The organism is Bacillus norwichensis (assembly GCF_014836955.1).
GTDB classification, from domain to species: Bacteria; Bacillota; Bacilli; order Bacillales; family Bacillaceae_C; genus Siminovitchia; species Siminovitchia norwichensis.
On sequence record NZ_JACSPV010000038.1, the window covers coordinates 15,116 to 28,685 of the forward strand.

Below are 13,570 nucleotides of genomic sequence, written 5' to 3' on the forward strand. Positions count from 1 at the left end.
GGTATGTTTCAACGAACTCGTATCAGACTCACTATTTTAAATTCATTAGTCTTTATCATTTTAATCGGAGTTCTTGTAACCGTTATTTATTCTTATGCTCAATCGCGTTTGTATCGGGATGTAAACAGTGACTTACTGGAGGCGGTAGAACGTATAGCTGAGCCAGAACAACGTGGCCCGTTGGAACAACCGGATCGTTTGCCTAAAGGACCTAGAGACCCCCGCATTGCTTTACTGATATGGAATAATAATAATGAACTAATGACCTTAAATGAGGACGTGACACTCTTTACAGACAATGAATCCAAATTTCGGCCAAAAGAGTTAATGAAGCTTCAGGATATAGAAGCAGAAGGATTTCACTTTAGAACAATTGCAATAAATGTAGAACATCCAAATTTTGGAGAAATAACAATCCAATTTGTTCGAAACATTACTTCCGAAAAAGACATGCTTCAAAAATTATTATTAATTATGGTAATTGGCTGTTGTATTGGAAGTGTCTGTGCTGTTGGTGCCGGATTCTTTTTGGCCGGAAGAGCGCTGATTCCTATTAAAGAAGCTTGGAAAAAACAACAGCAGTTTGTTTCAGATGCTTCACATGAATTAAGAACACCTTTAGCTGTTATCCAATCTAAGATAGATTTACTGTGGCGGTCTCCGGCTTCTACAATACAAGAAAAGGCGGTAGATATCTCCGTTATATCAAAAGAGGGGCGGCGATTGTCAAAACTTGTTGCCACTCTGCTTACATTAGCTCGTTCTGATTCAGATCAACTAGAAATAGAAAAGAAAGAGTTTTCAATTACCAAATTACTAAAGGAATTAACTGAACATTACTCAGAAATAGCCTCATGTCAAAACAAAGAACTTGTATTGGATGTCCCATCTTCGGTCTTTTTTACGGGAGATAGAGAGAGAATTCATCAATTAATGGTCATTTTATTGGACAATGCTATGAAGTATACGGAAGAGGGAGGAAAAATTTTAATCTCTTGTTCTAAATCCTCTCATACTGTTTTGATTAAAATACAGGATAATGGCATTGGCATGGCCGAAGAGAATATCCCCAAAATATTTGATCGATTCTTTCAAGTGGATAAGTCCAGAACAGAAGAGGCAGGAGCTGGGCTTGGGCTTGCTATTGCAAAATGGATTATTGACAAACATCATGGCAAAATAACAGTCCAAAGCCAAGTGGGCGTTGGAACATGTTTTGAAGTTAGTCTTCCAAAGAATAAAAAATATAAAGAAATCTCTACAAATGACGGTTCATGAGGCAGATTTGCACTATGATAAAAAAGAATAAAATTCCTCTTGTCAGCCGAATTTTTTGGTTGACCGTTGTTGTTATTTTTGATTCGCCTATATAGTTAATTAAAATTTATCACAAACACTGTATTAAAGAACTATTTGTAGAATCAAAGGAGTAGCAGATCAAGATGCATTGTTTATGTGGAGAACAAACCTCCGAATTGAAAGTTGAGGGTGACATTGGAGCTGACCCGATATGGTGCAGTCAATGTGGGGCTAACTGTGATTTAGAGGAGATCCCGGTTTCAAAAGAGTTAAAAAGAGAATTAAGGGAATGGGCGTCTATGTATGGTGAATGGACAAATTGGGATTTAGATAAATTAATTCCTAATGGCGTCGAAATGGAAAACGAGCATAATATTCAGGGGGCTAAATTAACGGAAAAAGTACATGGTGTGCTTAAAGGAAGATACGAGATTGTATTTGTCCCTTCAATAATGGCACGAAGTTATTGCTTATAAAAAATTATAAAAGAAAGGACCCAATTCTATTACAGAATTGAGGTTCTCTAAATGGCTAAATTGCACATTTATTGATTGTTCAATTTAGCCATTTGCTCTGCGCATAATTTAATATAATTTTGAGCTCTAAAACTACCAGCTCCATTCAATATTAGATAATCACTATGATCATTTCCCAATTCTAGACATTTGTTAAATACAGAAAGGGCCTCTTTATAATAGCCAATATTGTATAATATACACCCCTTATAATAATGTAAATCTACATAATCTGGGTATAATAGAAGAGCTTTATCAATACTTTCTTTGGCACCTACCCAATTTTCGGTAGTGATTAATATTTGATACTTTAGTTTATATAATATGGCTGGCGGATGAACTTTCTTATAAATAAATTCTAAAATGGATTGATTGAGAAATTGAAAGGCTAGCTCGTAATTTTGTAAGCTACTAAGTTCGCTGGCAATATAGTATTTTATCCAAGGACTATGATCCGGGTTGCTAAGTTCTTCTTTTAAAATATTTAAGTTGCGCTGTGATTTCTGCTTTTTTAAAATAGCCTCATCAGTATAACCATAATGGTGTATGGGTACATTTAATGTCAGCAGATCGTTTTCCAATAAATCATTTGGATAAACAATGGATTCATGTATTTGATTGCTGAATATTATGTCTATATGATTTAGAAATAGCCGTGGCTGATATAAAAGGTGAAAATCTTCCTTTTTAAGCTTTTCCATACTTCCAAAATAATTAAAAACTGGAAGTGATATAACTTTAGCTGCTGTGTTTTGTAACAGTTCATGTATTTTTTCTTTGTTTGTATCGTCTAATTCCTCGTCAGCATCTAGCCATATGATCCAATCAGATTGACATAACTGCAACCCAAAGTTTCGGGCTTCCGAAAAATTATTATCCCACTCATATTGATAAATCGTTGCTCCTAATCGTTCGCATATTTCTTTTGTACGATCAGTTGACCCCGTATCAACAATAATCATTTCATGTACAATGTTCCTCACACTTAATAAACATTTTTCAATATAAGCTTCTTCGTTTTTCACAATCATACATAAGCTGATTGTTTTCATTCATCCACCCGCTTGCCATTTATTTTTGTATTAACTGAGAAATATTTGTTAGATAGCCAAGGCTTGGGATAGGCGTCTTTCACAATAACAATATTTTGATTAGTATAATAATGCAATACTTGATCCAATAGATTTACATACATGATTTTGTCAATTGATTGTAAAAAGGGATATTTTTCGGCAATTGCTTTTGTTTCGGTCAGTAGAGTTATTATATGTTTTGTTTGCTTTTCATTAATGGCATCGTCTAAGAAATACTGGTTTTGAGCTTTTAGAAAGAGAGACTTTATGGAGAAGATGGCTACATGCATTTGCCATAAGAGTGTGAGTGATTGTACTAGACTGCTTTCCAAGCGACGGCGAAAAGCGGGTTTATCCAATTGATTCATATCGAAAAATTTAAATAGGTATAAATGAAATGTGAGGATAGAATCGAAGAAGTAAAAATATTGTTCCTCTTTTTTATTGTTGATTGGCTGTTTCAGCGGGTGCATCGCTTACAGCCCCCTTTCAAAAGGTGAGAACAGTCACAATCGAGATTGTTTCTATATTATTCATCATTGAAACAATCACATTGATCACTGCATTCATTGCAATCATGCTGATGATGTTTGTCATTGCAATCACAGGTACCATCGCAGCACACCGACTGTTCTGCCAAACTCACTACTTCTTCCAGTTTCAAAACGAGCAACATTTGAGATTTGACAATGGTTTGTAATGTTTTATTTATACTGTGATTCATGTTTAAAAAATCATCAATACACACTGGTTTCTGTTTTAAAAATTGCTGGAGCTTTTCCCCTTCAGCATTGAGTAGATGAGATAGGCTAATTTCCTCAAGTGCAATGGAAGAAAGCAAGAGGTTAATCGTATCACAGCGGTCTAAAGAAATTAATGGGGTAATATTGGGGATATTTGGCAGCGACATATGTTCCACCACTTTCTAAATGTTATTTACCTATCTGCCACAATGCGATCATGATGATACTTAACCATGATTCTTTGAATACTATATTCAGCATGTGGGGCGAAAGTGAATATTATCTAGATGGTCCATTGTCGCAATTCGTGACATAAAAAAGGGGACTCGTCCTTAGATCCAAAGATGAGTCCTTCGTCAGTTTACCATATTAAAAAATCAGCTGATCGCCACACCGGCACTTGCATATCCTGTTACGGCAACAGCAAGCGCTGCGGTTGCACCAAATACGACTAAGAGACGATCTCCCTGACTAACTGGGATATTTAAACTGGTATTTCCCGTACATGTTTGCCCAACTGTTAATATCGTATTGAGTGTGGGGGATAGGTCGAAAGAGGCTATTTCTGTAAAAATATTCGAGGTAGCTGATTGAGATTTTAATAATCTTGCTCGGATTGTAGGTGCACTTAACAAAGTAGCTCCCAATGCAACACTGAAAAAAGCTGAGAAATCTGTGATGGTGCCATCACGGGGAATAACTGTTGCAAAGTTCAGCAATGTACCGGAAGAGCCTGTCAAATCTACTGTAGTCGCTGAAAAAACAACACTGGCAGCTGACGCCCCCATTCCAACTCCTGCTGAGGTCCCAAGAAGACCACCAACCAGTCCAGTAATCGCAACGGGTGTACCAGATGCATAAGGTAGAATTGCACCAATTCCGTTTACTCCATCAGTACCATTTTGCCCAGGTTCTCCTTGTATTCCTTGTTGCCCCGGTGGTCCTTCTGGTCCTTGTTCTCCCTGAGGACCGGGAGGTCCAGGCGGTCCGGGTTCCCCTTGAGCCCCTGGTGGTCCGGGTGGTCCTTGAGGTCCAGCTCCTCCATCGTCATCATTCGCAATGATATCTGTTACCTTCGCTAACTTGCTCTCTAAAAAAAATTCCTTTTTCATCGAAAGCTCCAATAAATCTTTCACACTATCATTGACTTTTAAAATATCCTCCAATGTAGCTGGCTCATCATTGTCATTCAATGTGCCCAGTGCAAATTGAATTTTTTCCCCTTCAGCATTTAAAATATGTGCCAGACCTAATTCTTCCATCGCTATCGATGCTAATAATAAATTGGTAGCGTCATATCTTGTCACTGAAATATAGGGACTAATATTAGGAAGGTTGGCTTGTGACATATAATGATTCTCCTCTAAAGTAATTTTGAAAACACTGTAGTTCAATACAATGTATTCAGGGGACAAAAAAATGCACATCTTTTACAACCCATTTTGCAAATGATAAAGAAACCTAATCAAAAATACTTCGATATTTTTAATTGACAGGAAATTGCTGGGGGATAAACCATAAATGATGTGGCATCTCTCTTGTATGTTACTTATTGCAAACAAATAATGATCGCTTGTTTTGGGGCGGATTTGGGTTGAAAGCTTGCTTAAATGTAAATACTCTTTTGAAATTTTGAAATGAGTATTAGAGGATGTGTATCTGTCTTTTATTCATCGAGGCGAATGTCGATGAATTTGTTTTGGATAGAGTTTAAAAAAGTGATATTTAGTATCCCTGGACTGTCGAGGGTTTCTCGACAGCCTGATCATACACTAGGCGTATGCTTCAAGAGAGTTTAAAAATATCATTTGAAGATTCGTTAGTAGAGGTAGTTCTTTGAGAATAACTTTAAACTACTTTCACTTAATTTGACAATGAGAATCATTATCAATATAATCTAATTGATAGTATTTCTCAATTATGTGATGAGCTGAATTACATACTATAGGAGAAATGTGTTTCTCAAATGAAGATCATTTATGGCTAAAGTAAAATGTAGTGGCAATGGAAGGAATGAAAGAATGAAAAAAAGACAGCGATTGATCATTGGACTGACATTAGGAAGGCGCCAATTCAAAGGCACTGCCAACGAACAATATTTAGGGTTGGAGGAAGATTATGCGAACAGTATTCAAGAACAAATTGAGATTGCTCAACAAGCAGAGAGTGCAAAACTAGATTTTCTATTTAAAGCGGACTATGTAGTTGCTCACCCTGAGTTAATGAAAAAAAGTAGAGGAATTGCGACAGATCCTACGCTATTATTCAGCATTATTAGTCAATATACAGAGAAAATTGGGATTGTCACAACAGCTTCCACCTCATTTATTCCTCCTTATTTATTAGCAAGACAACTGCAATCATTGCAATGGTTAAGTAGTGGGAGGGCAGGCTGGAATGTTGTTACCTCAATCGAAGGGTTTGATAACTTTAACTATGAAAAACGTCCAACATCGAAGGAACGTTATGAAAAAGCGGCAGAATGTACACAAGTTGTGAAGAAATTATGGACCAGTTATCCCTACGAAGAGATGACGGGAGGGTCTTCTGATAGTTTCATAGAACCCTTGAATCATAAAGGTTCCTACTTTGCCGTAAAAGGTCCATTAAACATCATTTCCCACCCGAAGGGTATGCCTCCTTTATTTCAAGCTGGTGCATCCGACGAAGGAAGGGATTTTGCAGCATCGATGGCAGATGCCATTTTTGCGGCGACGCCAGAATTGTCAGTAGCGATTGAATTAAGAGCTGACTTGAGACGCCGTGCAGCAGCAAGAGGACGTCAGGTTGAGGATATACGCCTTTTGCCTGGTTGTTACTTCTTTGTTGGGGAAACAAGAGAAGAAGCTCTAGAGATGCATCGTAAAGCCCATGCTCACATCACAATGGAACAAAAATATCAAAGGGCTGAAGAGTTGCTGCGTGTTTCGTTACGAAATTATGAATTAACTGACGTTATTACTGAGGAGGTCTTACCCGTTCTTGATTCAACTATCCGAAGCCGTACACATAGCGAATTGTTATACCAATTTATTGAAAAAAACCATCCGACTGTTGAAGAAATTTTGAAACGGCCGGAAGTGATGAACTCTGCTCATTGGGTAGTCATCGGAACTGCAGAAGAAGTTGCTGAAGAGATTATTCAGTGGTATGAAGCGGAAGCGATAGATGGAATAATCGCAGTGCCCGGAGGATCGGACAGTTCGTTAACTCTATTTCTAGAAAAAGTGATACCATACCTTGCAGAGCGCGGTTTATTCCGTAAAGAGTACATAGGTTCAACGTTGCGAGAACATTTAGAGATGGATAGGTCTTTTAAAGGAGAAGATGAATGATGATAAAAAGAATAAGTTTGTTGTTAGTTGTATTGATGTCTGTTTTTGCTCTTATTGCATGTTCGGGTACATCGTCATCGAAAGAAAAACCGCAGAATGAAGAGAAGGAGTCTACTGAAGCAAAGGATAGTCAAGCTCCAAATAGTATGAAAGAAATTACATACTTAGGAGAGACATACTCAGTACCAGAAAAAGTAGATCGCATTGTCATTACAGGAGCGATGGAGGCGATGGAGGATGCTACAGTTCTGAACCTAGAGCCTGTTGGAGCTATCACAGTTGGAGGAGAGTTTCCAGAAGTATTTAAAACAGCGATGGGGAAAGCAGAATCTATCGGTGAAAAGCAAGAACCGAACTTCGAAAAAATCCTAGAGTTACAACCAGATGTTATTTTAGGAACGACTAAATTTCCGGATGAAGTGGTTCAAAAATTAGAAGAAGTCGCTACTACTATTTTAGTGTCTCATATCTCAACTGATTGGCAAGATAATCTTATGCTGATGGCTCAATTAGGGGATAAAGAGGAAGAGGCGAAAGCACTATTAGCTCAATACGACAAAGATATCGAATCTGCAAAGCCGTCATTAATGAAAGAATTTGAAGGCGAAAAAGTCATGGCGATTCGTATTCGTGGTGGCCAAATGTTTGTTTATCCAGAGGATGTATTCTTCAACCCGTCTTTATACAATGAGCTTGGATTAGAAGCACCAGAAGTAGTCCAAAAAGCCAAAACACAAGAAGCGATTTCAATTGAGCAGTTAGCAGAAGTCAATCCTGATCGTCTCTTTATCCAAGTTCAACAAAGTGGAAATCAAGAAAATGAGCAGGCTTATGAGGAGTTGAAAAAGAACCCAATTCTTCAAAATATTACTGCTTTCAAAAATGATCAAGTCTATATCAATATTGTCGATTCATTATTAGAAGGAGGCACCGCATTTAGTAAAATTGAATTTTTAAAAGCATTACAGCAAAATGTATTAAAGAAATAGAGGAAAACTAAATGTTCGCAATTCGACAGAAACAGATTTTGATAGGTCTCTTCTTATTAGGTTTATTTTTAATTACAATTGCGTGCTCGACAATGTATGGTGCTACAATCTACTCGGTTTCTACAATTTGGGAAGCATTCGTTCACTTTGATTCGTCGAATATGGAACACTTGGTCATCCGAACGGCAAGGATCCCCCGAGTGTTAGGTGCTTTATTAGTTGGGGCTTTCATCGCAATCTCAGGGGCGCTTATGCAAGGGATGACAAGGAACTATTTAGCTTCACCTAGTATTATGGGGGTAACGGATGGTTCGGTTTTTGTCATCACAGTATCCATGATATTTCTGCCGAACCTCCAGCCTCTTACTCTTGTTTTATTTTCATTTATAGGCTCTATTTTAGGAGTAGCATTTGTTTTCGGAATCGCTAAAATCGTACCCGGCGGACTGTCCCCATTGTCGTTCGCGATTATTGGGACGATATTAGGAATGTTTTTGAACGGTGTTTCTCAAGCTTTAGCTACCTATTTTCAAGTCTCGCAAAATATTAGCTTCTGGTATAACACACGACTTCATCAAATTGATCCAATCGTGATTAAGTGGTCTATCCCTTTTGCTATAATTGGACTCGCACTTGCTCTGTATGTTGCAAAGTCTGTTACTGCCATCTCATTAGGAGACGAGGTGGCGCAAAGCCTGGGAATTAACATTGGAGCAATGAAAACATTAACATTGGTGAGTGTCGCGTTATTAACTGGTGTCTCTGTAGCTTTAGTTGGTAAAGTAACATTTATCGGTTTAGTGATTCCACATATAACTCGCCTATTGATTGGTGAAGATTATAGGAGGATCATTCCATTCGCGGGATTATTTGGAGCGCTATTTTTTGCATGGGCAGATATCATAAGCCGTTCCATTAATCCGCCTTTTGAAACGCCAGTAGGCGTCATTACAGCACTTGTGGGTGTCCCTTATTTCCTTTATCTCATTCGAGTAAAGGGAGGGAAGCAGTATGCCTAATCGAAAGCTAAATGCCCGATTTTTTATAGTAGGGTGTATTGGCATTGCCATTGCTCTACTTATGTTCTATATCAGTTTAACAAGTGGCACGTATCCATTGACTACGCCCGAAACGTTTCGAACGTTATTTGGTTTAGATCACGATCCTAATCATGAACTGGTTATTTTTGGCTTCAGAATGCCGAGAATTGTCATTGGGGCACTGGTTGGTTTAACACTTGGAATGGTGGGGGCCGTACTACAAGGAGTAACGAGAAATGATTTAGCAGATCCGGGGATTTTAGGTATTCAGTCTGCTGTAGGGTTGGCAGTGGTACTTTACATGTTTGTTGTTCAAGGGAATATAAAAGAAATGTCGAGCTTCTCGATTGTCGGAATGTCGGTATGGGGTTGGATTGGTGGAATGATAACAGCGGTGTTACTCTTTCTGTTTTCACGTGATCGTGGGGAGCTTGATCCGAAAAGACTAATCCTTGTAGGAATTGCGTTGAACGCAGGTTTTAGCGCGCTTACACTTTTCATTTCACTAAAGATGAACCCTCAAGACTTCGAGATGGCAACAGTTTGGTTATCTGGAAGTATTTATAGCGCCTCTTGGGAACAAGTAATATCTTTATTGCCATGGGCTGTCTGTATCATCCCATTTCTGATTTGGAAGGCACCCATTCTCAATGTTTTACAGTTTGATGAAGTTACAATTACTGGTTTAGGAGTTCGAGCGAACCGTGAACGTATCATATTATTATTCGGAGCAGTTGGCTTAATAAGTGCAAGTGTTATTGTCTCCGGAAGTATTGCATTTGTTGGATTGCTGGCTCCGCATATTTCGAGAAGATTGGTTGGTATTCATCATCAGCATATTATTCCGATAAGCGGGGTTGTGGGTTCTATTCTTATTTTAACAGGTGATTGGATCGGTAAAACGTTATTTGCACCTGCAGAATTACCAGTTGGAATTGTCATTTCTATTATCGGGGTGCCTTATTTCATTTATTTACTGATCCGAAACAGTAGAAAAGTGACAAGCTAAAGAATTGAGGTAAGTGATGAGTTACACATATGTTATGAAAACAATGCGTCATCCATTGTCGCAAAGTGCCTATCGAATTACACTTGCTATCCCGAAGGAAAAAGCACCGAAAGAAGGATATCCAGTTCTCTATGTTTTGGATGGAAATGCTTATGGAGAACTGTTCGAACAGGTTGTGACCCTGCAGTCGCGACGTCCTGAAAGAACAGGAGTGTCCCCATCGGTAATCGTATCTATTGGATATAATGAGGAAGATGTCTTCCCGCCTCTCCGGGTCTACGACTTTACACCGAAAAGTGAGACGCTCAGTTTGCCGGAACTTCCTTCTGGAAAGCCTTGGCCTATTTCTGGGGGAGCGGAGTTTTTTTTGGACTTATTAAAAGAAGTGAAAGAAATGGTTCGACGAAATGATGTGAACGAAAAACAACAGCTGATTTTTGGACATTCTTTAGGTGGGTTATTTCTCGTTCAGACACTTGTCAAAGAACCACAATTATTTTCACACTACTATATTTGCAGCCCCTCTCTCTGGTGGAATCAAGAGCAAGTTTTACAAGAGGCTTTGCGAATCTCACAATTAGAATGTGCAATTTTTATTGCAGCCGAGCAAGAACAAAAACATCAGATGTATGAAAATGCTAGATGCCTGTTCCAACATTTGGACTCATTTCCTTTGGTATCGGCGCAATTTTATACATCACCAGATGAAAATCATATGTCCATCGTTCCAACGACTATAAGTCAAGCGTTACGATTTTTAATGAATTCTCATCAAGCAGAAGAGCACCTGTAAGGGGTGCTCTTTTTATGATCAGATTTTTTAATCAAGAACGGAGATTTTTCTCATTTTCATGGAGTAATAAAAAATCATTTTACCTACTGGATATTGAAGCAATGTCTTTCTATTTAGCTGTCCACTTATAATTTATAAACCTTACACTTACTCCATTGAAGTGAATGGTGTCATCACTTATATCTAGCCGCTCAAACCCATTTTTCTCTAAAACCCTTTGAGAAGCAATGTTATTAGTTGTTGTTTTAGCTTTTACTTGTTTTACAATACCTTCCTCTGAAACTTGTTCTAATAAGAGCTTTAATGCTCTACTTGCGATTCCCTTTCCAGCATATAATTGCCCCACTCTATAGCCAAGATGGCCAGTAGCTTGCGCCTTTTCTATGTCCACTAAGTTCATTCGTCCCACAATAGAATGGTTTATATCCTTAATGAGGTAAAAATTGGATATTCCATGATTTTGCTCATCTATTAAGGAATCTAGCTGATTTAGAAAAACGTCGAAATGATAGTATTCGTCACCTCTAGGTGGAACTGTTTTTTCAAAATAAGTTTTGTTGTTTAGTTCAAATTCAAACAATGCTCTAGAATCCTCAATGCGTAACTTCTCTAATGATAAGTTCATAGGTGGGCGTCACCTTTCTATAAGAATATTCACTTTTATTAAATACTATAACACAAGCTCTTGTTTTTCTTTTAATCCATCTGAAGAAGGGGAGAGTTCATTTATTCCCATTCACTCTTGCCATATAACAACTTGTAGCAACCCTAATCGAGCATTGATATCTTTCTAAAATCGTTGGCTGATGCCGTGCATAAATTAGTACGGAAAAGATACCCGGAATCAATAATACTCCTAGAGAAAATGGTTATGAACAACAATGTATAGAATTTGGAAAGGAGAAATTTGTATATTAATAATTATGTGATTTTAGAAAGGAGATTAATATGTTTGCGAAAAAGGTTCAGAGAAAATCTATCGTTATGATTAGTGTAATAGCATTGATATTAAGTCTATTCGCTAGTCCAATAGGATCTTATGCTAGTAAGAATTTGAAAGTATCAAAAGCAAGTGGAACCTATGTTGTAACAGCTTCAACGTTAAATGTAAGAACAGGCAATTCAACAAAGTATAAGCGTCTCGGTTATTTGAAAAAGAATGAGCAAATAAATGTAACTGGCACAACATCAAATAATTGGTACAGGATCACGTTCAAGGGAAAGACAGGTTACGTTAGTGGAGCCTATTTGAAAGCGGCACCCAAGAAAAAAACACCAGCTAATGACGGCAAAATTATAAAAGCAAGTGGAGAATATACAGTAACTGCCAGCACATTAAATGTCCGTTCAGGAGCAAGTATAAAGCATAAAAAGATTGGTTCTTTGCGTTTGGGGAGTAGGATCAATGTAACTGGCACAACATCAAATGCTTGGTATCGCTTCAACTATAAAGGTAGAGCAGGCTATGTAAGTGGTTCTTATATTAAAAAGACAAATAGTGCGCAAATAAAGCCAACATATATCAAAGGTGTTTTGATTGTAAATAAAAAATATTCACTTCCTGATAGTTATGCACCAGGTGAAAGTACGGCGGCGCGAAAAGCGTTTAACGTGATGAAAAACGATGCGAAGAAAAAAGGGTTGAACTTAACGGTATTCAGTGGCTATCGCACTTACAGTTATCAGAATCAGCTTTATCAGCATTACGTTGCACGGGATGGAAAAGCAGCTGCTGATCTTTACAGCGCTAGACCGGGGCAGTCGGAACACCAAACAGGATTATCATTTGATATTGGTGAAGTTGGAAACGAAAATCAATGGTTTTCTGAAACCCCGGCGACCAAGTGGATGGCGAAAAATGCTCATAAATATGGTTTCATCGTACGTTATCCGAAGGGCAAAGAGCATATCACTGGGTATAAATACGAACCTTGGCATCTGCGATTTTTGGGAAAAGATCTGGCAACAAAAGTATATAAAAGTGGATTAACTTTGGAAGAATATTTAGGGATTAATTGACATCAGTATTGTCCCAGCAATTGATGCAGAAGTGAAAAAGAGCTTATCCAAGTCAGGAATTGGCTTGGATAGGCCCTTTTATTCTAAATATCAGCACATGATAAATGAGAGATAAAACTGATATTTTCAGTCCTCATGAGCTGGTGGATGCTGAACAACATGAGTTCTTTGTTAGAAATTGGTGCATCTACAATTTTTCTCACATGGCTAACTTTGCTACATGGACTGGTGTCATCCGCTTCAGCAAAGGGCAATATAAGAAATTTGGTCAAATCGTTGAGTGGATCCACTGATTGATTACTTCTCGAAGGTCATTTTCCTTATCCTTCACATCATCCATATTGGTGAATTTCGCTATGGCTCTGTCATTCGTGACCCACTCCAATATCCCGCTGTTATCAATAAATATTGGTGTATTGGGCGAACCATCCTTAACCTTTGCGCCACAATGAAAAATAAGTCGAAAAAATCCTTTTCCGTGAAGGTTAAACGTTATCCGATCATAACCGTCGACACAGAAGCTGGGAGCATTCCATTTAATTTTTTCTGTAATATTACTGTTCGTTTCTAAAATGATTTTTCTAATTTCTGTGATCTCCTCTTTAAGTGGATGTTCAAGGTTGTTCATAAATTCAACAACCTGCTCAGTGCCTGATAATTTTTTGTTTGGCAACAATCCTCACCCTTTCTTTCATTCCTATTTACATTAATATTTTGACAATAAATAGAAAAACTCCTTTAAAAATGAGGAATTT

The 13,570-nt window shown here is 37.9% G+C and carries 14 protein-coding genes; 8 read left to right on the top strand and 6 right to left on the bottom strand.

Features of this window, described 5'->3' with window-relative positions:
* Window positions 1–3: 3 nt before the first annotated feature.
* Both H9631_RS17150 and H9631_RS17155 read left to right on the top strand, forming a co-directional pair.
* Window positions 4–1,278 (top strand): sensor histidine kinase, encoded by a 1,275-nt coding sequence (locus H9631_RS17150; RefSeq protein ID WP_191814954.1) that lies wholly within the window; start codon window positions 4–6, stop codon window positions 1,276–1,278.
* A gap of 164 nt (window positions 1,279–1,442) precedes the next feature.
* Complete coding sequence (locus H9631_RS17155) at window positions 1,443–1,775, top strand: hypothetical protein (protein WP_191814955.1); 333 nt, start codon at window positions 1,443–1,445, stop codon at window positions 1,773–1,775.
* A gap of 68 nt (window positions 1,776–1,843) precedes the next feature.
* On the opposite strand, the gene H9631_RS17160 is transcribed toward H9631_RS17155, so the two are convergent.
* The 4 genes from H9631_RS17160 to H9631_RS17175 form a co-directional block, all read right to left on the bottom strand.
* Window positions 1,844–2,866 carry a glycosyltransferase family 2 protein gene (locus H9631_RS17160; protein WP_191814957.1) on the bottom strand — a complete coding sequence of 341 codons (1,023 nt, stop codon included), beginning with the start codon at window positions 2,864–2,866 and terminating at the stop codon, window positions 1,844–1,846.
* Window positions 2,863–3,360, bottom strand: a complete 498-nt coding sequence (locus tag H9631_RS17165; RefSeq protein ID WP_191814959.1) for a hypothetical protein — start codon at window positions 3,358–3,360, stop codon at window positions 2,863–2,865. Before H9631_RS17165 ends, H9631_RS17160 begins: the two co-directional genes overlap by 4 nt.
* 56 nt (window positions 3,361–3,416) lie before the next feature.
* Complete coding sequence (locus tag H9631_RS17170) at window positions 3,417–3,797, bottom strand: hypothetical protein (protein ID WP_191814960.1); 381 nt, start codon at window positions 3,795–3,797, stop codon at window positions 3,417–3,419.
* Window positions 3,798–4,007: 210 nt separating this feature from the next.
* The gene (locus H9631_RS17175; protein ID WP_191814962.1) at window positions 4,008–4,979 is read right to left on the bottom strand and encodes an exosporium glycoprotein BclB-related protein; all 972 of its coding nucleotides are present in this window, start codon (window positions 4,977–4,979) and stop codon (window positions 4,008–4,010) included.
* A gap of 672 nt (window positions 4,980–5,651) precedes the next feature.
* On the opposite strand from H9631_RS17175, the gene H9631_RS17180 reads away from it, so the two are divergent.
* Genes H9631_RS17180 through H9631_RS17200 form a run of 5 tightly spaced genes read left to right on the top strand, consistent with a single transcriptional unit; the run spans window position 5,652 to window position 10,796 of the window.
* Window positions 5,652–6,965: an NtaA/DmoA family FMN-dependent monooxygenase gene (locus tag H9631_RS17180; RefSeq protein ID WP_191814964.1), complete on the top strand. Its 1,314-nt coding sequence runs from the start codon at window positions 5,652–5,654 to the stop codon at window positions 6,963–6,965.
* Complete coding sequence (locus H9631_RS17185) at window positions 6,962–7,954, top strand: ABC transporter substrate-binding protein (RefSeq protein ID WP_318246829.1); 993 nt, start codon at window positions 6,962–6,964, stop codon at window positions 7,952–7,954. The genes H9631_RS17180 and H9631_RS17185 overlap by 4 nt, the downstream gene beginning before the upstream one ends.
* 11 nt (window positions 7,955–7,965) lie before the next feature.
* On the top strand, window positions 7,966–8,973 hold the full coding sequence (locus H9631_RS17190; RefSeq protein WP_191814966.1) for a FecCD family ABC transporter permease: 1,008 nt from the start codon (window positions 7,966–7,968) through the stop codon (window positions 8,971–8,973).
* The gene (locus tag H9631_RS17195; RefSeq protein WP_191814968.1) at window positions 8,966–10,003 is read left to right on the top strand and encodes a FecCD family ABC transporter permease; all 1,038 of its coding nucleotides are present in this window, start codon (window positions 8,966–8,968) and stop codon (window positions 10,001–10,003) included. The genes H9631_RS17190 and H9631_RS17195 overlap by 8 nt, the downstream gene beginning before the upstream one ends.
* Before the next feature lie 16 nt (window positions 10,004–10,019).
* Window positions 10,020–10,796: an alpha/beta hydrolase gene (locus H9631_RS17200; RefSeq protein WP_191814970.1), complete on the top strand. Its 777-nt coding sequence runs from the start codon at window positions 10,020–10,022 to the stop codon at window positions 10,794–10,796.
* 109 nt (window positions 10,797–10,905) lie between these two features.
* On the opposite strand, the gene H9631_RS17205 is transcribed toward H9631_RS17200, so the two are convergent.
* A complete protein-coding gene (locus H9631_RS17205; RefSeq protein WP_191814972.1) occupies window positions 10,906–11,421 on the bottom strand; it encodes a GNAT family N-acetyltransferase in 516 nt (171 codons plus the stop codon).
* Window positions 11,422–11,744: 323 nt separating this feature from the next.
* Here H9631_RS17205 and H9631_RS17210 point away from each other — a divergent pair, with 323 nt between their 5' ends.
* Window positions 11,745–12,815 (top strand): D-alanyl-D-alanine carboxypeptidase family protein, encoded by a 1,071-nt coding sequence (locus H9631_RS17210; RefSeq protein ID WP_191814974.1) that lies wholly within the window; start codon window positions 11,745–11,747, stop codon window positions 12,813–12,815.
* Window positions 12,816–13,083: 268 nt separating this feature from the next.
* Here H9631_RS17210 and H9631_RS17215 read toward each other — a convergent pair whose 3' ends face one another.
* Window positions 13,084–13,488 (bottom strand): DUF1801 domain-containing protein, encoded by a 405-nt coding sequence (locus tag H9631_RS17215; RefSeq protein WP_225221122.1) that lies wholly within the window; start codon window positions 13,486–13,488, stop codon window positions 13,084–13,086.
* Window positions 13,489–13,570: the final 82 nt, after the last annotated feature.